This window comes from Cellulomonas soli (assembly GCF_013409305.1).
Lineage (GTDB): Bacteria > Actinomycetota > Actinomycetes > Actinomycetales > Cellulomonadaceae > Cellulomonas > Cellulomonas soli.
Window position 1 is genome coordinate 1,346,954 of sequence record NZ_JACBZJ010000001.1, and the last position, 21,361, is coordinate 1,368,314.

At 73.4% G+C, this 21,361-nt stretch carries 19 protein-coding genes and 1 pseudogene; 9 read left to right on the forward strand and 11 right to left on the reverse strand.

The genetic code is table 11. From position 1 onward, the window contains the following. Positions 1-10: 10 nt before the first annotated feature. Positions 11-682, reverse strand: a complete 672-nt coding sequence (locus tag BKA22_RS06205; RefSeq protein ID WP_146952695.1) for a response regulator — start codon at positions 680-682, stop codon at positions 11-13. Then, a complete protein-coding gene (locus BKA22_RS06210; protein ID WP_146952696.1) occupies positions 679-1,992 on the reverse strand; it encodes a sensor histidine kinase in 1,314 nt (437 codons plus the stop codon). The genes BKA22_RS06205 and BKA22_RS06210 overlap by 4 nt, the downstream gene beginning before the upstream one ends. 255 nt (positions 1,993-2,247) lie before the next feature. Here BKA22_RS06210 and BKA22_RS06215 point away from each other — a divergent pair, with 255 nt between their 5' ends. Beyond that, positions 2,248-3,270, forward strand: coding sequence for a zinc-dependent alcohol dehydrogenase (locus BKA22_RS06215; RefSeq protein ID WP_223203545.1), 1,023 nt, complete (start codon positions 2,248-2,250; stop codon positions 3,268-3,270). A gap of 38 nt (positions 3,271-3,308) precedes the next feature. Here BKA22_RS06215 and BKA22_RS06220 read toward each other — a convergent pair whose 3' ends face one another. Continuing rightward, on the reverse strand, positions 3,309-4,997 hold the full coding sequence (locus BKA22_RS06220) for a ribonuclease J (protein ID WP_146952697.1): 1,689 nt from the start codon (positions 4,995-4,997) through the stop codon (positions 3,309-3,311). A gap of 407 nt (positions 4,998-5,404) precedes the next feature. On the opposite strand from BKA22_RS06220, the gene BKA22_RS06225 reads away from it, so the two are divergent. From BKA22_RS06225 to BKA22_RS06235, 3 genes are all read left to right on the forward strand, one after another. Continuing rightward, positions 5,405-7,714, forward strand: a complete 2,310-nt coding sequence (locus BKA22_RS06225) for an exo-beta-d-1,3/1,6-glucosidase (RefSeq protein ID WP_146952698.1) — start codon at positions 5,405-5,407, stop codon at positions 7,712-7,714. Between the two features lie 176 nt (positions 7,715-7,890). Continuing rightward, a complete protein-coding gene (locus BKA22_RS06230) occupies positions 7,891-8,529 on the forward strand; it encodes a hypothetical protein (protein WP_146952699.1) in 639 nt (212 codons plus the stop codon). 81 nt (positions 8,530-8,610) lie between these two features. Continuing rightward, positions 8,611-9,258, forward strand: coding sequence for a TetR/AcrR family transcriptional regulator (locus BKA22_RS06235; RefSeq protein ID WP_146952700.1), 648 nt, complete (start codon positions 8,611-8,613; stop codon positions 9,256-9,258). On the opposite strand, the gene BKA22_RS06240 is transcribed toward BKA22_RS06235, so the two are convergent. After that, positions 9,149-10,615, reverse strand: a complete 1,467-nt coding sequence (locus tag BKA22_RS06240; protein ID WP_146952701.1) for a GH1 family beta-glucosidase — start codon at positions 10,613-10,615, stop codon at positions 9,149-9,151. The two genes, BKA22_RS06235 and BKA22_RS06240, sit on opposite strands and share 110 nt — an antisense overlap. Before the next feature lie 37 nt (positions 10,616-10,652). Then, positions 10,653-11,939 carry an MFS transporter gene (locus tag BKA22_RS06245; protein WP_146952702.1) on the reverse strand — a complete coding sequence of 429 codons (1,287 nt, stop codon included), beginning with the start codon at positions 11,937-11,939 and terminating at the stop codon, positions 10,653-10,655. Positions 11,940-12,158: 219 nt separating this feature from the next. On the opposite strand from BKA22_RS06245, the gene BKA22_RS06250 reads away from it, so the two are divergent. Continuing rightward, positions 12,159-13,022, forward strand: a complete 864-nt coding sequence (locus BKA22_RS06250; RefSeq protein ID WP_179561659.1) for a PP2C family serine/threonine-protein phosphatase — start codon at positions 12,159-12,161, stop codon at positions 13,020-13,022. 363 nt (positions 13,023-13,385) lie between these two features. Further along, the gene (locus tag BKA22_RS06255) at positions 13,386-13,889 is read left to right on the forward strand and encodes an FBP domain-containing protein (RefSeq protein WP_146952704.1); all 504 of its coding nucleotides are present in this window, start codon (positions 13,386-13,388) and stop codon (positions 13,887-13,889) included. A 52-nt stretch (positions 13,890-13,941) separates the two neighbouring features. Here the strand turns inward: BKA22_RS06255 and BKA22_RS06260 are convergent, their stop codons facing one another. Together BKA22_RS06260 and BKA22_RS06265 are read right to left on the reverse strand one after the other, a co-directional pair. Continuing rightward, positions 13,942-14,223 carry an isoamylase early set domain-containing protein gene (locus tag BKA22_RS06260; protein ID WP_146952705.1) on the reverse strand — a complete coding sequence of 94 codons (282 nt, stop codon included), beginning with the start codon at positions 14,221-14,223 and terminating at the stop codon, positions 13,942-13,944. 223 nt (positions 14,224-14,446) lie between these two features. Continuing rightward, a pseudogene (locus BKA22_RS06265) lies at positions 14,447-15,330 on the reverse strand (helix-turn-helix domain-containing protein). 165 nt (positions 15,331-15,495) lie between these two features. Here BKA22_RS06265 and BKA22_RS06270 point away from each other — a divergent pair. Further along, positions 15,496-16,476, forward strand: coding sequence for an aldo/keto reductase (locus tag BKA22_RS06270; protein ID WP_146952706.1), 981 nt, complete (start codon positions 15,496-15,498; stop codon positions 16,474-16,476). A 50-nt stretch (positions 16,477-16,526) separates the two neighbouring features. On the opposite strand, the gene BKA22_RS06275 is transcribed toward BKA22_RS06270, so the two are convergent. From BKA22_RS06275 to BKA22_RS06285, 3 genes are read right to left on the reverse strand one after another with little or no spacing between them, the layout of a single operon-like run. Further along, entirely contained in the window at positions 16,527-16,763 is a 237-nt protein-coding gene (locus BKA22_RS06275; RefSeq protein ID WP_179561660.1) for an HAD family hydrolase, read from the reverse strand. Beyond that, positions 16,664-17,341, reverse strand: a complete 678-nt coding sequence (locus tag BKA22_RS06280; RefSeq protein WP_146952708.1) for an HAD hydrolase family protein — start codon at positions 17,339-17,341, stop codon at positions 16,664-16,666. Before BKA22_RS06280 ends, BKA22_RS06275 begins: the two co-directional genes overlap by 100 nt. Further along, positions 17,338-18,246 carry a LysR family transcriptional regulator gene (locus tag BKA22_RS06285; protein ID WP_146952709.1) on the reverse strand — a complete coding sequence of 303 codons (909 nt, stop codon included), beginning with the start codon at positions 18,244-18,246 and terminating at the stop codon, positions 17,338-17,340. Before BKA22_RS06285 ends, BKA22_RS06280 begins: the two co-directional genes overlap by 4 nt. Positions 18,247-18,349: 103 nt before the next feature. Between BKA22_RS06285 and BKA22_RS06290 the strand changes: the two genes are divergently transcribed. Continuing rightward, positions 18,350-19,210: an aldo/keto reductase gene (locus tag BKA22_RS06290; protein WP_146952710.1), complete on the forward strand. Its 861-nt coding sequence runs from the start codon at positions 18,350-18,352 to the stop codon at positions 19,208-19,210. A 59-nt stretch (positions 19,211-19,269) separates the two neighbouring features. Beyond that, the gene (locus BKA22_RS06295; RefSeq protein WP_146952711.1) at positions 19,270-20,205 is read left to right on the forward strand and encodes an aldo/keto reductase; all 936 of its coding nucleotides are present in this window, start codon (positions 19,270-19,272) and stop codon (positions 20,203-20,205) included. A gap of 206 nt (positions 20,206-20,411) precedes the next feature. On the opposite strand, the gene BKA22_RS06300 is transcribed toward BKA22_RS06295, so the two are convergent. Beyond that, on the reverse strand, positions 20,412-21,263 hold the full coding sequence (locus BKA22_RS06300; protein WP_179561884.1) for a DivIVA domain-containing protein: 852 nt from the start codon (positions 21,261-21,263) through the stop codon (positions 20,412-20,414). Between the last annotated feature and the right edge of the window lie 98 nt (positions 21,264-21,361).

A 21,361-nucleotide genomic window follows, 5' to 3' on the forward strand; every position in this document is an offset into this window, starting at 1 on the left:
CCTCGCCCGGTCACTGGCCTCCCGGTCGCACCAGCCCGGACTCGTAGGCGAGCACCACGAGCTGGGCCCGGTCGCGCGCGCCGGTCTTCATCATCGCCCGGTTGACGTGCGTCTTCGCGGTGGCCGGGCTGATGAACAGCTGGGCCGCGATCTCGGTGTTCGACATGCCGGCGCCGACGAGCCGGGTGATCTCCCGCTCGCGGTCGGTCAGGTCGGCCAGGCCGGGTGCGGCGACCAGGGTCGCCGGGTCGGTCTGGCTGAGCACCCGTTCGATGAGCGAGCGGGTCGCCGCAGGCGAGAGCAGCTGCTCCCCGGCGGCGACCGTGCGGATGGCCGCGAGCAGGGAGCCCGGGTCGACGCCCTTGCCGAGGAACCCGCTCGCCCCGGCGCGCAGCGCGGAGACCACCAGGTCGTCCGTCTCGAACGTGGTGAGCACGAGGACCTTCACGCCCGCGAGCGCCTCGTCGGCCGTGATGCGCCGGGTCGCCTCGATGCCGTCCATGTCGGGCATGCGGATGTCCATGAGGACCACGTCGGCCTGGTCGCTGCGCGCACGGCGGACGGCCTCCAGGCCGGTGGACGCCTCGCCGACGACCTCGATCCCGGGGTCGGAGTCGAGCAGCAGCCGGAACGTGGCGCGCAGCAGCGCCTGGTCGTCGGCCAGGAGCACGCGGATCGTCATCGGGGGATCTCCTCGGTGGGGACAGCAGGCGGGGCAGAGGCGGAGGCGGGGGCGGAGGCAGGGGCAGGGGGCTCGGCGGGGATCGTGGCGGCGACGAGGAACCCGCCGCCGGGGAGCCGTTCGGACCGGAACGTGCCGCCGGTGGCCAGGGCCCGCTCGCGCATGCCGATGAGGCCGTGGCCGGTGCCGGGGGCCGGGCGACGACGACCGGCGTCGACGGGGGCGGCGTTGACGACGAGCACGTCGAGGCGGTCGTCCGCCCAGGTCAGCGAGACCCGCACGGGCGCGTGCGGGGCGTGCTTGGTGGCGTTGGTCAACGCCTCCTGGACGATCCGGTGGACGGCGACCTCGCCGTGCGGTGCCAGCGTGCGGCGCTCGCCCGTGACGAGCAGGTCGATCGTCGCACCCGCCGTGCGGAAGCCGGCGAGCAGGTCGTCGAGCCGGTCCAGGTCGGGCACCGGCTGCAGCGCGGCCTGCGCCTCAGACGCGGCGACGCGGTCCTCGTGGCGCAGCAGGCCCACGGTGGCGCGCAGCTCGTCGATCGCCCGCTCGGAGTGCGTGGTGATGTTCTGCAGGGCCCGGGCGGCGGCGTCGGGGTCGGTGCGCAGCAGGTAGTGCGCGACCGAGGCCTGGGCGTTCACCAGCGTGATGTTGTGGGCGAGCACGTCGTGCAGCTCGCGCGCGATGCGCAGGCGTTCGTCGACGACGGCCCGCTCCTTCTCGTCCTCGCGCTCGTGCGCCTCGCGGGCGATCCGGTCGCTGCGCCCGGCGACGAGCGCCCCGACGGCGGTCGCGATCATGACGAGGTTCACCATGACGACGTCCGTGGCGAACAGGGACTGCGGGCGGGTCGCCATGGCGACGACCCCGAGGACCAGGCCCGCGCCGATGCCCGCCACCCATCCGGTGCGCCGCGGCGTCCGGCTGGCGACGGTGAACGCTGCCGCGAGGGTGGCCAGCGGCACCGGCTGGTAGGCGGCCATCGCGACGGTCTGCACGGCGTCGGGGTCGACGACCGGGATGAGTGCGAGGTGCGCGGACTCGACGAGCACCGTGCCCGCGAGCGCGACGAGCGGCCGGTAGGTCCGCACCAGCAGGGGTGCCCAGGCCGCGACGGTGAACACCAGCAGCGTGCTGTCGGGCATCTCGAAGACCCCGCTGCGCAGCGACACGGTGGTGAGCATCGCCGCGAGCATGAAGAACGTGAACGCCCAACCAGCCGGGGTGGGACGCCCTCCACGTCCTGCCCCGGCTGCCGAGCGGATGCGCCGGACGGTGCTGGCCGGTGCGCCCACGTCGTTCGTCGTCATGGCTCCCTGTTCGTCCTGTCGGTCGGCCCACCGAGGGTAGGCCCCGGCGCGGTCGCCGAGCAGGTGCACGAGCGCGGGCACCGGGTGACGTGGACGACTCGCCCCAGCGTGCCGTCGGGGGTGCCGGCAGGTCGTCGTCCGTGCGCGGGCCCCGGGATACCGCAGCGGCGGTACTCCGCGAACCCCATGAGGACGACGCACGCCGGCGCGTCCCGGCGGAGGATCGTGCCGTCACCCGACGACGGAGGAGCACCCATGAGCACGATGCAGGCGGTCTACGTGACCGGCCCGGGAACGGTCGAGGTCCGCGAGGTCGCACGCCCCACGGCGGGCCCCGCGGACGTGCTGCTCAAGGTCCGCGCGTGCGGCATCTGCGGGTCGGACGCGTTCTACACGCAGATCGGCGGCATCCCGCCGAGGCAGGGCGACACCCCGCTCGGGCACGAGATCGCGGGCGAGGTCGTCGAGGTCGGCGCGCAGGTCGAGGGCTTCGCGGTCGGTGACCACGTGGTCGTGAACCCGATGGTCGCCCCGACCGGTCTGATCGGCAGCGGCGGGTCGAGCGGTGGTCTGGCGGAGTACCTGCTCATCGAGCAGGCTCGCTCCGGTGGCGCGATCGTGGTCGTCCCGTCCGACCTGCCGTGGGAGGTCGCCGCGCTCAACGAGCCGATGGCGGTCGCCCGGCACGCCGTCAACCGGGCCGAGCCGCGGCCGGGCGACCGTGCAGTCGTGTTCGGGGCCGGTCCGATCGGGCTCGGCGCGCTCGTCGACCTGACCCTGCGCGGACTGGAGCACGTGGTCGTCGTCGACGTGCAGAGCGCCCGGCTCGAGAAGGCGCTGGCCCTCGGTGCCGACGCCGTCATCAACTCCGCCGAGGAGGACGTCGTCGCCCGACTCCTCGAGCTGCACGGCGACGTGCCGCTGCGGCCGGGCAGCCCGCGGCCGGGCACCGATATCTACATCGACGCCGCGGGCGCCCCGGCCGTCATCGCGACCGTGCAGCGGGCCGCCAAGCGGGGCGCCCGGCTGAGCGTCGTCGGCGTGCACAAGAAGCCCGTGGAGCTCGACCTCGGCGCGTTGCTGTCGACGGAGATCTCGATCCACCTGTCGATGGGCTACCCGACCGAGATCTTCGAGGTCACGCAGGACCTGGTGCGGGCCGCGGACCGGTACGGGCAGATCGTCAGCGACGTCGTCCCGTTCGACCGGGTGCTCGACGCGCTGACGCTCGCCGCGACGCCGGGCGCGGCGGACAAGGTCGTGGTCGTCCTCCCCTGACCCTGCCCGCCCCGCCTACGTGGCTCGTCGTGTGCCGGTCAGGCGTCCATGACCAGGGCGACCACGACCGGCTCGCGCGCGGTGCGTCGACGCAGGCCCCGCATCACCGCACGGCGCACGGTCTCGTCGAGGTCGGCGGCCTCGGACCGGTTGCCGGCCGGCAGCGCAGCCAGCGCCTTCTCGACCTCCCGGTTCGCGGCCTCGAGCGCCTGGTCGTCGATGAGCGCCCCGCGGGCGATGAACTCCAACGGCTCGGCCAGACGGTTCGTCGCCGGGTCGACCAGCGCCAGGACGGTCAGCACGCCGCCGTCGCGCAGCATGCGCCGGTCGCGCAGCGTCTCCTCGGTCGCGCGCCCGACGACGCCGCCCTCGACGTAGACCATGTCGGCCGGGACGGCGCCGACGATCGTGGCCTTGCCCCGCTCGAGGTCGACGCTGACGCCGTCACGCACGACCAGGACGTTCTCGTCGGGCACGCCGGCCGCGACGGCCAGGGCGCCGTTGGCGTGCAGGTGCTTGGACTCCCCGTGGTACGGCATCACGTTGCGCGGGCGCACGATGCGGTAGCAGTAGGTGAGCTCGCCGGCGCTGGCGTGCCCCGAGACGTGCACCTTCGCGTTGCCCTTGTGCACCACGCGGGCACCACGCTCGGTCAGCTTGTTGATGACCCCGTAGATGGCGGTCTCGTTGCCGGGGATGAGCGAGCTGGCCAGCAGGACGGTGTCGCCCTCCGCGAGCCGGATCTGGTGGTCGCCGTTGGCCATGCGCGACAGCGCGGCCATGGGCTCGCCCTGCGACCCGGTGCAGACCAGGGTCACGCGCCCGGCCGGGAGCTTGTCGAGAGCGGAGGCCTCCACGAGCAGGCCGTCCGGCACCTTCAGGTAGCCCAGGTCCTTCGCGATGCCCATGTTGCGCACCATCGAGCGGCCGACGAACCCGACCTTGCGGCCGGCGGCGTGCGCGGAGTCCAGGATCTGCTGGATGCGGTGCACGTGGCTGGCGAAGCTGGACACGATGATCCGGCCGGGGGCCGTGGCGAAGACCTGGTCGATGGCGGGCGCGAGGTCGCGCTCGGACATCGTGAAGCCGGGCACCTCGGCGTTCGTGGAGTCGACGAGGAAGAGGTCGACGCCCTCGTCGCCGAGCCGGGCGAAGTGCGGCAGGTCGGTGAGCCGGTCGTCGAGCGGGAACTGGTCCATCTTGAAGTCGCCCGTGACCAGGACGAGGCCGGCGCTGGTGCGCACGGCCACCGCGAGGCCGTCGGGGATCGAGTGGTTGACCGCGACGAACTCCAGCCCGAACGGGCCGGCGGTGTGGGTGTCCCCTGCCTCGACGCGCACGGTCTTCGGGACGATCTTGTGCTCGGTGAGCTTGGCCGACACGAACGCGAGCGTCAGCTCCGAGCCGATGACGGGGATGTCGGGGCGGTCGCGCAGCAGGTACGGCACGCCGCCGATGTGGTCCTCGTGCCCGTGCGTGAGCACGATGGCCTCGATGTCGTGCAGCCGGTCCTTGATCGAGGCGAAGTCGGGGATGATCACGTCGACGCCCGGCTGGTGGTCCTCGGGGAACAGCACCCCGCAGTCGACGACGAGCAGGCGCCCGGCGTGCTCGAAGACGGTCATGTTGCGACCGATCTCCCCGAGCCCACCCAGCGGGGTGATGCGCAGCGCACCCTTGCGCAGCGGCTTCGGGGCGGTGAGTCGACGGTCGTGAACGGTCTGCATGAAGCTCCTGTGCCAGGTGGATGGGCCGGGTCGAGACGACGCCGGGTACAGCATGTCTGTGGGGTCGTGCGCCGTCAGGCGGGGCCTTGGCCCGGTGCGCGGGGATGTCGCGCACGGCAGGCTCGGTGGCCGACTCGGGTCCGAGGGCGCTCAACGTTACCGCGGCGCGGGAGCGGACCGCCCACGACAGCAAGTTCACAGGGTTTTCTCGGCCCGGCGGGCGTCCGAGATGGCTAATGTCGCTGGCGGATCTGCTGGTGCTCGGCCGCCCCCTGCAGGGCACCAGCAGGTCCGCCAACCCCCTCCGCGCCCCGTCCGGCGACCTTCTCGGATCGAATCGATACGATGAGCGGGAACGCTCCCACTGCGGTGGGATGAAGACGACCACCTCGAGGGAGAGGATCCCCATGCCCGCCGCCCTGCCGTACCAGGACCCCACGCTCCCGATCGCCGAGCGCGTCGCCGACCTCGTGGGCCGGATGACCCTGCCGGAGAAGGTCGGCCAGCTGCTCCAGCTCAACGCCAAGGACGGCGTGCGCCCGCTCGTCGAGGACATGCACGTCGGCTCGATCCTGCACGCGTCGCCGGAGAACATGCGCGAGGCCACCGAGCTGGCCGCCCGCACCCGCCTGGGCATCCCGCTGCTGGTCGCCGAGGACTGCATCCACGGCCACTCGTTCTTCCACGGCGCGACGATCTACCCGAGCCAGCTCGGCATGGCCTCGAGCTGGGACGCCGACCTGATCGAGCGGGTCGCCCGCGCGACGGCCGTCGAGGTCTCGGCGACGGGCATCCACTGGACGTTCTCCCCCGTGCTCTGCATCGCCCGGGAGCTGCGCTGGGGCCGGGTCGACGAGACGTTCGGGGAGGACCCCTTCCTCATCGGTGAGCTGGCCTCGGCCATGGTCCGCGGCTACCAGGGCGACGGCCTGGACGACCCGACCGCGATCCTGGCCACGGCCAAGCACTTCGCCGGGTACTCCGAGACGCAGGGCGGGCGCGACGCCTCCGAGGCCGACATCTCCCACCGCAAGCTGCGCTCCTGGTTCCTGCCCCCCTTCGAGCGCGTCGCCCGCGAGGGCTGCCGCACGTTCATGCTCGGCTACCAGTCCACCGACGGCGTGCCCATCACCGTCAACGACTGGCTGCTCAACGACGTCCTGCGCGGCGAGTGGGGCTACACCGGCATGCTCGTCACCGACTGGGACAACGTCGGACGCATGGTCTGGGAGCAGCACATCTACGCCGACCACACGCTCGCGGCCGCCGCCGCCGTGCAGGCCGGCAACGACATGATCATGACCACGCCGCAGTTCTTCGAGGGCGCCCAGGACGCGGTCGCCCGCGGGCTCGTCGACGAGGCCCGCATCGACGCCGCCGTGGCCCGCGTCCTCGCGGTCAAGTTCGAGCTCGGCCTGTTCGAGGACCCGCGTCTGCCCGACCCGGAGCGCCAGGCCCTCGTCATCGCGAGCGCGGAGCACGAGGCGCTCAACCTCGAGACCGCCCGGCGCTCGCTCGTCCTGCTGCGCAACGACGGCACGCTCCCCCTGGCCGGCGGCCTGGTCGCCGATGCGTCCGGTCGCGCACAGGACGCATCGGACGGGCGGGCCCGGCGCATCGCCGTCGTGGGCCCCAACGCCGACGACCCGCACGTCACGCTCGGCGACTGGGCGGGCGCGTCCGGGCAGACCGACTGGCTGCCCGACGGCCACCCGCGCGAGATGATCCACACCGTCCTCGACGGGTTCCGCGCGCACGCGCCCGAGGGCTGGGACATCACGTACGCGCAGGGCGCCGAGATCATCCGGCTCATCCCGGACCCCCGCGGCGAGTTCTTCCCCGACGGGCAGCCGCGCCCCGACATCGCGGCGCCCATCGAGCCCGACCCGGCGATGATCGCCCAGGCCGTGGCCGCCGCGAAGGACGCCGACTACGTGGTCGCCGTCGTCGGCGACCGCATCGAGCTGGTCGGCGAGTACCGCTCGACCGCCACGCTCGACCTGCTCGGCGGGCAGGTCGCCCTGCTCGACGCCCTGGCCGCGACCGGCACCCCGATGGTCGTCGTCGTGCTCGCGTCCAAGCCCCTCGTGCTCCCCGCATCGGCCCTGGCCGCCGAGGCAGTGATCTGGGCGGCCAACCCCGGCATGCAGGGCGGTCGCGCGATCGCCGAGCTGGCCCTCGGGCTCGTCGAGCCGTCGGGGCGCCTGCCGATCTCGTTCGCGCTGCACGTCGGCCAGCAGCCCACGTACTACAACCAGATCCGCGGCCAGCACGGCGACCGGTACGCCGACCTCACGCAGGACCCGGCGTTCGTGTTCGGCGAGGGCCTGAGCTACACCACCGTCGAGTACTCCGACCTGCAGGTGCTCACCCCGCACCTCGACGCGACGGGCACCGTCCGCGCCGAGGTCACGCTGCGCAACACCGGCACCCGTCCCTCCCGCGAGACCGTGCAGGTCTACGTCTCGGACACCGTCACGTCCGTGACCTGGGCCGACAAGGAGCTCAAGACGTACCGGCAGGTCGACGTGGCCCCCGGCGAGACCGTGCACGTCGAGGTCGAGCTGCCGGTGTCCGCCTGCACGCTCGTCGACCGGCACGGCGAGCGGGTCGTCGAGCCCGGCCGGTTCGAGCTGCTCGTCGGACGCTCCTCGCGGGACGCCGACCTGCTGCGCGCAGCGTTCACGGTCGCCGCGCCCGACGAGATCACCGTCTGAGCGGCTGCGCACCCCGCGCGACGCCCCTACCCCGGCTCCGGGGGCGGGGCGTCGCGCGGACAGTCGCATGGCGGCGCCCCCCGGCCGCCCGTAGGATTTGTCCCGCTTGTCCGGTATCGCGAACGCGCGGGAGTCCGAGACGCAGGCCCGTGCCGTTCCTGGACGCGGGGGGAACCATGAGCATCGCTTCGATGGCCGAGGACAGCGCGCTGCGGCTCGGCAAGACCGTCCCGTCGATCGAGGATCGGCTCCTCGCGACGGCGAACGCGGCGATCGACGTCGTGCCGCCCGCCCCGGGCGTCGACCGGGGAGTGGCGGTCGGGCAGGCGGTCGCGGCCGGCCAGGAGGCGGTCGTCGAGACCCCGACCCAGGTGACCGCCAGCCCGTTGGCACAGCTGGTCAAGTACATCCCGACGGAGACGATCACCCTGTACGTCGCCGTCGTGGCAGCCCTGGGCGAGCCCGAGGTCCCCGAGGGCAAGGAGCTGTCCGACGCCGACTTCGGACCGCTGTGGCTGGCGACGGGCATCCTGTTCGTCGTCACGCTGCTGCTGACCGTCGGCCTGAGCTTCCGGGCGCAGAAGGACGCCGGGCAGACGTTCGCCTGGCCGCACTTCGAGATCATCGCCTCGGCCGCGGCGTTCCTCGTCTGGGCGTTCTCGCTGCCCAGCACCCCGTTGCGCGACCTGCCGGGGTTCGACTACTCGGCGTGGAACTCGGTGATCATCCTGGGCGGTTCGGTGACGATCGCCACCCTCGCCTACGTGCTGGGCAAGACGGTGAACTGGGAGAAGCGAGTCGTCCCCGGGGCCTGACGGGTGCCCGCACCCTCGTACCGGCGGGACTACGGGCGGGACGGCAGGTGGCTCGCGACTACGCTGCTCGCAGGAGGGATCATGCCGAGGCGAGTGGACCACGCCCAGCGGCGACGGGAGATCGTCGAGGCGACTCTCCGCGTCGTGCACCGGGTCGGCCTGGAGGGGGCGACGACCCGTGCGATCGCCGACGAGGCCGGTTGCACGCTGAGCGTCCTGGCGCACTTCTTCGGCAACAAGGACGCGATCCTGCTGGCCGCGCAGGCCGCCGTCTACGACCGGATCGTGCAGCGCGCCTTCCGGATCAGCGGCGACCGCATGGGGCTGTCCGCACTGCAGCAGGCGCTCGAGGCGGCGCTGCCGCTCGACGAGGAGCGTCGAGTCGACGCGGCCGCGAACGCGGCGTTCGCGGCTGCCGCGCTCACGCACCCGCAGCTCGCTGAAGAGCGCCGGCGCAGCCGGCAGGACATCCGCCGGGTGCTCTACGGCTGCCTCACCGAGGCGCGCGAGGTCGGGGAGCTGCGCGACGACGTGGACGACGCCGCGACCGTGCACGAGTTCTTCGTGCTGGTCGAGGGCGCCGCGCTGTCCGAGATCCTCGACCCCGGCGAGGCGGGGGTCAGCCCGCGGTCGCTGCGCCTGGCGACGGCGCTGGTCGAGCGACTGCGCCGTCCGGGGTCGGCGTCGACCCTCCCGCTCGCGCCTGCCGCCCTGGCTGCGACGCGATGACCTCGCGGTACCAGGCGAACGAGTCCTTGCGCGTGCGCACCTGCGTGCCGAGGTCGACGTGCACGAGGCCGAACCGCTCGTCGTAGCCGGCCGCCCACTCGAAGTTGTCGAACGCCGACCACACGTAGAACCCACGCACGTCCACGCCGCTGTCGACCGCGTCGAGCACGGCGCGCAGGTGCGCGTCGACGTAGGCGATGCGGCGCGGGTCGGCCACCCGGCCGTCCTCGTCGACGACGTCGTGGTACGACGCCCCGCTCTCGGTGACGACCACGGGCGGCAGGTCCGGGTAGCGGGCGTCCAGGTCGCGCAGGATCTGCGTGAGCCCCTCGGGCGCGACGGGCCAGCCGAAGTCGGTCCGCTCGGCCGCCTCCACGGGCACGGGCGAGAACGGCATCCCCTCGGGCACGTCGACCTCGAGGACGCCGGAGTAGTCCTTGTCGGGCCGGGGCGCCTCGACGCACGACGGCTCGTAGTAGTTGACGCCGTAGAAGTCGAGCGGTGCGGCGATCAGGGCGAGGTCCTCGGCGAGCTGTGCAGGGTCGACGGGCAGCAGGTCGGCGACCCAGTCGGCCGGGTAGCGACCGTGCAGGATCGGGTCGGAGAACGCCCAGTTGGTCAGGACCCGGAACATCTCGGCGGCCTCGAGGTCCTCCGGGGCGTCGGACGCGGCGGTCACCGGGAAGTGCTGCTGCGCGATGCCGACGCGGTGCGCCGGGTCTGCCTCGCGGATCGCACGGACGCCCAGCCCGTGCGCGAGCAGCTGGTGGTGCCCGGCGACCAGCGCACCGAACCCGAGTCCGAGCGCGGGTGCGTGGTCGGTCAGCGCGTGGCCGTACAGCGTGTGCACGGAGATCTCGTTCAGGGTGATCCAGTCGTGCACGCGGTCGCCGAGCCGGGCCACGACGAGCGCGGCGTACTCGCCGAAGGCGTGTGCCGTCGAGCGCTCGAGCCAGCCGCCCCGCTCCTGCAGCGCGAGCGGCAGGTCCCAGTGGTAGAGCGTGGGCACCGGGCGGATGCCGGCGGCCAGCAGCGCGTCGACGAGCCGGTCGTAGAAGTCCAGGCCGGTGCCGTTGGGCTCACCCGTCCCGGTTGGCTGCACGCGCGGCCAGGAGATCGAGAACCGGTAGTCGTCCAGGCCGAGGTCCGCGAGGTGGCCGACGTCCTCGCGGAACCGGTGGTAGTGGTCGATCGCGACGCGACCGGACTCGCCGTGCCTGACCGCGCCGGGCCGGGTCGTGAACTCGTCCCAGATGCTCGGGCCCTTCCCGTCGGCATCCCACGCGCCCTCGACCTGGTACGCGGCGGTCGAGGCTCCGAGACGGAATCCCGGGGGGAGCTGCGGGTAGGGCTGCACGGGAAGGTCCTCTCAGACGGGTCGGGTGTGGCTCGGGTCAGCGCACGCGCAGGAACCGCACGCCGACCAGGGCGGCGACCGCGAGGCCCGCGGCGACGCCGTACAGCAGGGGGTAGCCGCCGGCCGAGGTGACCAGCGGCGCGGCGACCACGGGGGCGAGCACCTGCGGCAGCGAGGCGGCGACGTTGCCGACGCCGAGCATGGTGGCGCGCGTCGAGGCGTCGGGCAGCACCGCGGTGAGCACGGCGAGGTCGACGGACACGTACAGGCCCCAACCGACGCCGAACAGCACGGTCGCGGCCATGACGACCGGCAGCGGTGGCAGCGTCGCCATGACCAGCGCGGACGCGCCGAGCAGCACGGCGGAGGAGGCGACGAAGACCCGGCGACGCCCCCACCGGTCGGACAGCACGCCGCCGACGGCGGCCACGCCCACGGTGACCAGCGCGGCGCTGCCGGTGAGCACGAGCACCCAGGTGCCGGCGCTGCCGTCGGGCACGTGGATGCCGTCGGTCAGGTAGTAGTACAGGTAGAGGAGCAGCAGCGCGTTGACCATGTTGAGCAGCAGGCGCAGCGTCCACACCCAGGCGTAGTCGGCGGTCGGGCGCAGGGCCCGCCACGAGGGTCGCGGTGCCGCCACCGCGCCGTCGGGTGCGCGGTCGCCGAGCGGCGGCTCGTGGTGGACCAGCAGGATCGACACCCCGAGCGCGGGCACGGCGACGGCGATCGCCACGTACCCGGCGGGCCCCTCCCCCGCCACGACGGCCACGGCCGTGCCGACCACCAGCCCGATGGTCTGCGCGATGCCGAACCAGGCGCCGACCACGCCGCGCTGCTCCTCGGGCACGCGGTCGGCCATCATGGCGGCGAGCGCGGCCATCGGACCGTTGAGGCCGATCTGCACGGTGGCCCACCCGACGGCCATCGTCGCGGGAGAGTCCGCGGCGGCGAGCAGCAGCAGGCCGACGACGCCGACGACCGTGCCCGCGACGGCCACCGGTCGGCGCCGGCCCCAGCGGGTGCGCAGCCGGTCGGACAGCGCGCCCCACAGCGGGTTGGCGACCATCGAGGCGACCGCGCCCGAGGCGGTGACCAGGGCGAGGAGCTGCTCCTTGCCGTCGTCGCCGGCGATCCGTGCGGCCTGGGCGGGCAGCAGGATCTGGATCGGGCCGAACCAGCCGGCGGCGATGCCGACCATGGCGAGCACGTACGCGACGACCCAGCGGCGGCTGACCCGTGGCTGGGCCGGAGGGGTGCCCGCGAGGTCGGTGCCCGGCGGTGACCCCCCTGCCACCACCGCCCGGTCACGACCCTCGCGCGTCATGCCCCTCCGACCCATCGCACGTGATGTATCAGATGATCCTTGCCCGAACCGTACCCGCAGACCACGGAGGGGGCCAGAGGCGCGGACGGGTGGAACCGTGTCGTGGTTCGCCTGATCCACGACCGCGCGGCCCTGCGCGTCACCCGTGGTCAACGCACCGGCGGGCACCCGTGCGGTCGAGAGGTGCAGCCGCCGCCGCCGGCAGCCGATGATCAGGGTGTGATCCCGACACCCCGCACCGACACCCTCGCGCGCCGGGCGCTCGTCGTGACCGAGCTGTTCGTCGCCGCCAAGTCCGGCGATCAGGACGACTGCGAGGACGTCGTGCGGGACGGCCCGGACCTCGCCGTGGTGGCCGACGGGGCCACCGACACGTTCGGGACCCGCATCGGCGGGCTGACCGCCGGCCGCGCGGTGGCCGAGCTCGTCGCTGACGTCGTCACCGACGCACCCACCGGCATCCCCGCCCTCGAGCTCGTCGACCGCATCAACGCCGAGTACGGGTCCCGCCTGGGCGCGACCGTCCGCGACCTGCCACCCGGCGCGCTGCCGACCGCGGTCTTCTGCGCGGTCGACAAGCTCGGCCGGCGGGTCATCCGGGTCGGCGACACCTCGTGGCGCACGCCCGGCCGCACCCATCTGGGCGGCAAGCGCATCGACCGGATCAACGCCCAGGCCCGTGCCGCGCTGCTGCACAGCCTGCTCGCCGAGGGCACCCCGCACGAGGAGCTGCTCGAGCACGACCCCGGCCGGCAGATGATCCTGCCCGTGCTGCGCCGCCAGGCAGCCGTGCGCAACCGGCCACGAGGGTCCGCCCTCACGCACGCCGGCATCGACGGCCGACCCGTGCCGCGGCACCTCGTCGAGGAGTGGACCCTCGCCGACGACGAACCCGTGGTGCTCGCCAGCGACGGCTACCCGCGCCTGTTCATGGAGCTCGCGCGGTGCGAGGCCTACCTCGCGGCCGACCTGGCCCGCGACCCTCTGCGCATCGGCCGGCACGCGACCACCAAGGCCGCCCGGCCCGGGCACGTGTCGTTCGACGACCGCGCCTTCCTCCGGCTCGACCCGGCGGGCGGGTAGCCCGGCGCGCGGCCTCGACAGCGACAATCCCGTGGAGACCGCGCGGCGAGCGGCGTAGGCTCGCCCGGCCGGCGACCGCGCTCCGTCGCGGACCGGGACCAGGACCGTTCGAGGAGCGAGCAGATGCCAGGCGTCGTCGCGGGTTGCGGGGTGGCCGCGAAGGCCTGCTCAGTCGACCCCCGGGCCTGCGCCACCTCCTGCTGACCTCGGACGAACCCCGGGATCGGTGCAGGCGGGCGCAGGCCGTCGCCGACCCTGCCGCCGCCCGCCGTGACGCCCTGACGTCCGCGGACGACGTGCCCGCCGCGCCGCGGCCGCGCACGTCGAGCCGGCGGCCCCGACGAACCCCCCGGGAGCCGACCCATGAACATCCTGACCGAGAAGCAGATCCGCGCGTCCTTCGTGAACGCGTCCCGCCGCGAGGCGGCCCAGGCCACCGTCCCCGACCTCGACGCGCTCCGCTGGGACCGCCTCGACTACCTCGGCTGGCGCGACCGCAAGGCACCGCTGTCCGCGTACGTCGTGACGTTCGTCGACGACGAGCCGGTCGGCGTCCTCCTGCGCTCCAGCGAGGGACGCCGGACGCGACGCAGCACGGTGTGCGCGTGGTGCGAGGACGTCGTCGTGACCGAGGACGTCACGCTCTACGTCGCCCGTCGTGGCGGTGCCGCCGGACGCCGCGGCGACACGATCGGCACGCTCATCTGCACGAGCTTCCTGTGCTCGCAGAACGTGCGCCGGGTGCCGACCCGGTCCGAGGCGGGCACGGCCACCGAGGCCGAGCGGCTGCAGATCGTGGAACGCCGCATCGACGGGCTCCGCGAGCGGTCGACGCGGTTCGTCGAGGAGGTCCTGCGCACGCGCTGACTCCGCGCGTACGACCCGGCCGGGTCGACGAGACCCGGCCGGGTCGACGACGTCAGGTGAGGACGACCCCGCCGTCCGCCGTGATGAGGTCCGCGTCGGCGTCGTCGAACCACAGCCCGCCGTCGCCCAGGTACCGGAACCGCACCTCGGTCCCCGCCGGGACGGTGACCGACGTGCTCGCCGTGCCGTTCGAGCGGCGCTTCAACGGGTGGGCGCCGGGCGTCCAGGAGTTGAACGAGCCGACCACGCTCACGGGCCCCTCGAGGGTCGCGGCGGGCAGGGAGAACGTCAACGTGCAGGTGGCGGACTTGGTGGAGCTGGACCTCTTCAGCACGGCGGCATCACTCGATTCGACTCAGGCGCACGGATCCGGACGAGTGCAGGGTCGCGTGAGCGTGTTTCGGGACGGAACGGACGCGATGACCGGCATGTGACGAGGTGCTGAAGACTCGGTCTCGCCCCGGCGCGTCGGCGCGTGTCGCGTCGTGTCGTCGTGCGTCGGAGTCGGCGGGGCGACCACGCGCCCGCAGGTGCGCCGCGGCGGAGCGGGTCGACCGTCACCCTTCCCGGGCCGACGTCGTGGCGTCGGCGGGCGTCGCCGTCCAGCTGGCGAGCAGCTGCAGGCCCTGGGCCGACGACGAGCCGGGCTCGGCCGAGAAGACGAGCAGCTGCAGCCCGGGGGCGGAGGCGAGCGCCATGACCTCGAAGGTGAGGTCGAGGTCGCCGACGACGGGGTGGTGCAGGTGCTTGACGCCCGTCTGGTGCGCACGGACGTCGCGAGAACCCCACAGCGTCCGGAAGAGGTCGCTCCGGGTGGACAGCTCGCCGACGAGGTCGCTGAGCCTGCGGTCGTGGGGTGACCGCCCGGCCTCGGCGCGCAGGATCGCGACGATCTGACGGGCGTTGGCCTCCCAGTCCCGGTAGAACGTCCGGGCTCGCGGGTCCAGGAACGTGAACAGTGCCGCGTTGATCGGCGGGGGTCGGTCGGCGAGCATCTCGGAGAACAGCGCGCGCCCGAGCGGGTTGGTGGCGATCGCGTCGAGTCGCCCGTCCTGCACGAACACCGGGACTGTCGCCATCGCGTCGATGGTCTGCTGCACGCTCGCACCGACCCGGGGCCCACGGGCGGCCGGCCGTCGGCGCTGCGTGCGGCTGCCCGCGTCGGCCGCCCGCACCAGGTCGTGGAGGTAGGTGTGCTCGGCCTCGTCCAGGCGTAGCGCGCGTCCGATGCCTTGAGCACGGCGTCCGAGACACCGCCGGCGTTGCCGCGCTCGAGCCGCTTGTAGTACTCGGGGCTGACGCCCGCCAGCATCGCGACCTCCTCACGGCGCAGGCCTGGCACGCGGCGACGGCCGCCGTAGTCGGGGAGGCCGACGTCCGCCGGGGTGAGCCGGGCCCGGCGCGAGACGAGGAACTCCCTGATCTCCTCGCTGCTGTCCATGCAGCGACGGTACGTCCGGTCGGTGCCCGGTGAGGGTCCGGTGGGGGGCCCTGCCGGGGCACCTCACGACGGTGACTCCCCCACCCCGGCGCGACGGCGTTGTCTGGACCCACGTCGGACCCGACCGACGACACGAGCACCAGCACCAGCACGAGGAGCACACCCATGAAGCACGCACACCTGGGCACCCTGGAGGTCTCCCGCATCGGCCTCGGCGCGATGACCATGGCAGGCACCTACACCAGCGAGGGTGGCCTGGACGACGCCGAGTCGATCCGCACGATCCACCGCGCGCTGGACCTGGGCGTCACGCACCTGGACACCGCGGAGATCTACGGCCCGTTCCACAGCGAGGAGGTCGTCGGCAAGGCCCTCCGGGGACGCCGCGACCAGGTCGTGGTGGCCACGAAGTTCGGGCTCGTCTCCCACGCGGGCGGTGGCCCCGGCGTCGTCGACTCCAGCGCCGCCAACGTGCGCGCCGCCGTGGAGGGGTCGCTCACCCGGCTGGGCACCGACCACATCGACCTGTACTACCAGCACCGCGTCGACCGCAGCACCCCGATCGAGGAGACCGCCGGTGCGGTGGCCGCGCTGGTCGCCGAGGGCAAGGTCCTGCACTTCGGGCTCTCGGAGGCCGCACCGGAGACGATCCGCCGCGCGCACGCCGTGCACCCGGTGACCGCGCTGCAGACCGAGTACTCCCTGTGGACGCGCGACGTCGAGGCGCAGATCCTGCCGCTGCTGCGCGAGCTCGGCATCGGTCTGGTCCCCTACTCCCCGCTGGGGCACGGCCTGCTCACCGGGCAGATCCGCACGGTCGACGACTTCGCCGACGACGACTGGCGCAAGACGAACCCGCGGTTCACCGGCGAGAACTTCCGGCGCAACCTCGCGATCGTCGAGGAGGTCCGTGCCATCGGTGCCGAGGTCGGCGCCACACCCGCCCAGACCGCGCTCGCCTGGCTGCTCACCCGCGGGGACGACATCGCCCCGATCCCCGGCACCCGGCGTGTGGCTCGCGTCGAGGAGAACACCGCGGCCGACCGGGTCGAGCTGACGCCGCTGCAGATCTCGCGGCTGGACGAGCTGCAGCCGGCCGCCGGCGAGCGGCACGACGAGGCCAACATGGCCTCGATCGACCGCTGACGGTCGGGCGTCGCTGCTCGGCGAACGGCCTGGCGCTGCTGCTCGACGGCTCAGCCGTCGAGCAGCCCGAGCTCGTGGAAGAGCTGCGCGAGCCCCTCCTGCTCGGGCCCGGCGACGAGGCGGTCCGCCACCGCCAGGACCCTCGGGTCCGACCCCTCGACCGCCACGCCGACGCCTGCCCAGGCGATCACCTCGACGTCGTTGAGCCCGTCCCCGACGGCGACGGCGCTCTCGCGGTCCACCCCGAGCTCGTGCGCGGCGACCTGCGCACCGACCGCCTTGTGCACGTGCGCCAGGTAGATCTCCCGGCCGACGACAGCAGCGGCACGGAGGACGGGATGGTCGCCACCTGCGGGCCGATCAGGGCACCGAGCTCATGGACCTCGACCGACGAGCCGAGCACCGTGATCTTGCTGAACCGCGGCACGTGCCCGGCCGGTCGCGCCCGCAGCCCGGACAGGAAGTCGGGGAGCGCGTCGACCCGCCCGTGCCGACCGTGCCGGTCGGTGAAGGCCTGCAGGATCCGGTCGCGCCCGTCCGGAGGGGCCAGGAGTTCGTCGGGCGACTCGAGCAGGTAGGCCGCACCGTGCTCGTCGAGCACCTCGACCGCGCGCGCGGCCAGCTCGGCGGGGAAGCGTTCGTCCCGCACGACCCGGCCCGCCAGCTCGACGTACGCGCCGGCGCTGGCCACGTACCCGTCGAAGCCGGCGCCGACGATCGACGGCGGGAGCATCGCCACCGGCCGGCCCGTGCACAGGAGCACCCGGTGCCCCCGGGCGCGTGCCGCACGGACGGCGGCCACGTGTCCCGGGGGCACGACCCCGCGGGCGGCGTACGTCCCGTCGACGTCCAGGAAGACGATCATCGGTCGGCACCCGGACGGGCGGCGGACGCGAGCTCGGGCTCGGCGTCGAGCAGCTCGAGCAGCCGCGGGGCGAGGCTCGGCCCGCTGCCCGTGACCGCGGAGACCACCCACGACGGCACACCGTCCTGAGGGAGCCGGACGGTGACCAGCCCCGCGGCCTGCGGCTTGGCGGCCACGTGCTGCGGCACCAGCGCGACCCCCAGGCCGCGTCCGACGAGGTCGAGCAGCGTGTGGATGTCGTTGACCGTGCAGCGCACCTGCCGGGTCACGCCGCGGGCCGCGCACACCGCGTCGTTGAGCGAGCGGACGCCCCAGCTGGGCTGGAAGTCGATGAAGTCGTGGCCCGCGAGCGCGGACCAGCCGGTGCGTGCGGCCCCGGCGAGCGGGTGCCCCGGGGGGCAGAGCAGCACGACCTCGCGCCTCCCGAGCTCGGTGCGGCGCACGTGCGTCAGGTGCTCCTCGGTGGCCACGAAGGCGAGGTCCAGCTCTCCGGCCCGCACGGCGGCGACGAGCTCGTGCGAGCCGACCTGGAGGAACGCGATGTCGACCAGCGGGTAGCGCCGACGGAAGCGTTCGAGCAGCGGAGGTACGTCGACCACGCCGAGGCACTGCTCGGCGCCGATGCGCAGGGTGCCGCTGAGCTCGTGGCTGGCTCGCACGACGGCGTCGCGGCCGGCGGCGGCCTGGTCGAGCAGCCCGCGCGCGTGCGGCAGGAGCGCCCGCCCGGCCTCGGTGGCCTCGACCCGCCGCGTGGTCCGGGTGAACAGCCGGGTGCCGAGCTCGTCCTCGAGCGCACGGATCGCGGCGGAGAGCCCCGACTGGCTGACGCCGCAGATCGCCGCCGCGCGCGTGAACTGCTCCTCGTCGGCGAGCGCGACGACGTACTCCATCTGCCGCAGATCCATCGATCGACTCCGCTTCTGAAACGCATGAGTTCTAGTTGTTGGACTTGTGACAGGCAGCCTACCTAGTGTCGGAGGCACCAACCCGACGACGTGAGGTGACACCGTGCAGCAGCGCACCATCGGCCCGTACTCCGTGAGCGCCATCGGACTCGGCGGCATGCCGATGTCCATCGAGGGCCGCCCCGACCGGGACCGCGCCGTCGCCACCATCCACGCCGCGCTCGACGCCGGCGTGACCCTGATCGACACCGCCGACTCCTACCACCTGCACGCCGACGAGGTCGGGCACAACGAGGAGCTCATCGCACAGGCCCTGCGCAGCTACGGCGGCAGCACCGACGGCGTGCTCGTCGCCACCAAGGGCGGTCACCTGCGGCCCGGCGACGGCAGCTGGACCCAGGACGGCCGGCCCGAGCACGTCAAGCAGGCCGCCCGTGCTTCCGCCCGCCGGCTCGGCGTCGAGGCCATCGGCCTCTACCAGTTCCACCGCCCCGACCCCACCGTCCCCTACGCGGACTCCGTCGGCGCGCTCGTCGAGCTCCTCGACGAGGGGGTCATCCAGCAGGCCGGCATCTCGAATGCGTCCGTCGCCCAGATCGACGAGGCGCAGCAGGTGCTCGACGGTCGGCTCGTGTCCGTGCAGAACCAGTTCTCCCCCGCGTTCCGCAGCAGCCTCGACGAGCTGTGGCACTGCGCCGACCTCGGCCTGGCGTTCCTGCCGTGGTCCCCGCTCGGCGGCATCGCCCGCTCCGGCGAGCTCGGCACCCGGCACGGCGCGTTCCAGCAGGTCGCCGACGCGCACGGGGTCAGCCCGCAGCAGGTCGCACTCGCCTGGGAGCTCGCGCTGGCGCCCGTCGTGATCCCGATCCCCGGCGCCTCGCGGCCCGCGAGCATCGTCGACTCGACGCACGCGGTCGACCTGGTCCTCACCGACGACGAGGTCACGGCGCTCTCGCACGCGTGACCTCTACCCCGCCCCACCGACCGCCCCGACCGCCCCGACCCCCGATCAGAAGACCACCGATGAAGACCTTCACCCTGCCCGGCACCGACATCGTCGCGCCCAACGTCGTCCTCGGGCTCATGCGCATCGCCGAGAAGACCGACGACGAGATCCGCACGCTCGTGCAGACCGGCCTCGACGCCGGCATCACCTTCGTCGACCACGCCGACATCTACGGGCGCGAGCTGCACGAGTGCGAGTCCCGGTTCGCCGAGGCCCTCGACCTCACCCCGTCGCAGCGCGACGCGCTCACCATCCAGACCAAGTGCGGGATCGTGCGCGAGGGGCCGTACTTCGACTTCTCCTACGAGCACATCCTCGAGTCGGTCGACGGCTCGCTCGCGGCACTGCGCACCGACCGCATCGACGTGCTCCTGCTGCACCGCCCCGACGCGCTCGTCGAGCCCGACGAGGTCGCCCGCGCGTTCGACGAGCTCGAGGCTGCCGGCAAGGTCCGCGCGTTCGGCGTCTCCAACCACACGCCCGGCCAGATCGAGCTGCTGCGCCGCTCCGTCCGTCAGCCGATCGTCGCCAACCAGCTGCAGCTGTCGGTCACGCACGCGCCGATCGTGACGCAGGGCGTGTCCGCCAACATGGTCGGCGAGGACCAGTCGGTCACGCGCGACGGTGGCGGCATCCTCGACTACTGCCGCCTGCACGACATCACCGTGCAGGCATGGTCGCCGTTCCAGGCCGGGTTCTTCACCGGCACGTTCCTGGGCAACCCGGAGTACGCCGAGCTGAACCGCGTGATCGACGAGCTCGCCGCCCGCTACGACGTGCCGGCCATCGCGATCGCCACCGCGTGGATCACCCGCCACCCGGCCCGGATGCAGGTCGTGCTCGGCACCACGTCCCCCGAGCGGGTTGCCGGTGCCGCGCAAGGCTCCGACCTGCCGCTGACGCGGGCGGAGTGGTACGCGCTGTTCCGCGCGGCGGGGCACCTCGTGCCCTGACCGACGGCTGCTGTGGCCCCGGACGGCGGGCGGGCCGACCAGCACCCGGTCCCCCGCTCGGCGGGCTGTCGCGGGTGTCGGCATACGCTGACAGACGACCCCATGTCTGCGTGCGCTGACATTCGTGCTCTCGGTGAGGACACGACCATGGTCCACGCGGGTCTCTGAACCGGGCGCCTCGCCTGCCCCGCCCCAACCGCGGGCGGTCAGAAGCCGAGCGCGATGAGGATCGGGACGACCACGAGCATGTACGCGGCGAGCACCGCGAACGTGGTCGACACCGGGTACGCGTGCACGAACGAGAATGCCTCGGGCCACCGGCGGCGTGCGTCCTTGACGCGGCCCGCGAGGAACGAGGCCTGCACCACCGGGACCCCGAGGCCGTCCCACATCTGCCGGAGGCGCCGGTCCGACCTGCTCCCGACGGCGCGCAGCCGCACGGCGCCGGCGTGGTCGATGACGAGCGCGTACGGGATGAGGACCGTGGAGCTCCTCGAGCTGTACTCGAGGTCCATGAGCACGATCTGCCGGATCTCCGCCACGGCCAGCCGCCCCTCGACCCGGCGCCGAGCACGCCAACGCACCTCGTCCGCGGTCACGACCACGTTCTTCGCGGACGCGCGCGGTGCCTCTGGCGGCCTCACGAGCGGCCGGGGCTCGGTCGGGCGCTCGCCGATCGTCAGCATCTCGAGCACCTGCCCCACGAGTCGCCACCCGGTCGGCCTCCCCGGGTCCATGGCGCGCTCGGGGGTGCGATCCAGCGACGGCCCGTCGAGGGCGGGCGTCGGGATCGGTCGACTCGCCAGGCTGGGACGCAGCTCGGCCAGGAACGCGTCGACCTCGTCGATGGCGTAGCCCTCGAGCCACGACGTCTGCCGGAACGTCACACCGTCGAGCTCCTCGACGGAGACGTCGCGACGCACCGGCTCCCTCGTGCCGGCCTCGCGCAGCGTCTGCACGACCCGGTCGAGGAACTCGTCGACCTCGCCCTGGTCGTACCCGGGGCGGAACTTCGTCGTCGAGAACCGCGCGAGCAGGACGTCGTCAGCGGAGAGCACGGGCCCATGGTGCCGCGTCGTCGACCCGTCCTGCGCCGCCACGCGGCGTGCAACGTTTCGGCGGTGCTTCCCGTCCTTGGGGGTGGAAGGTGAACGCA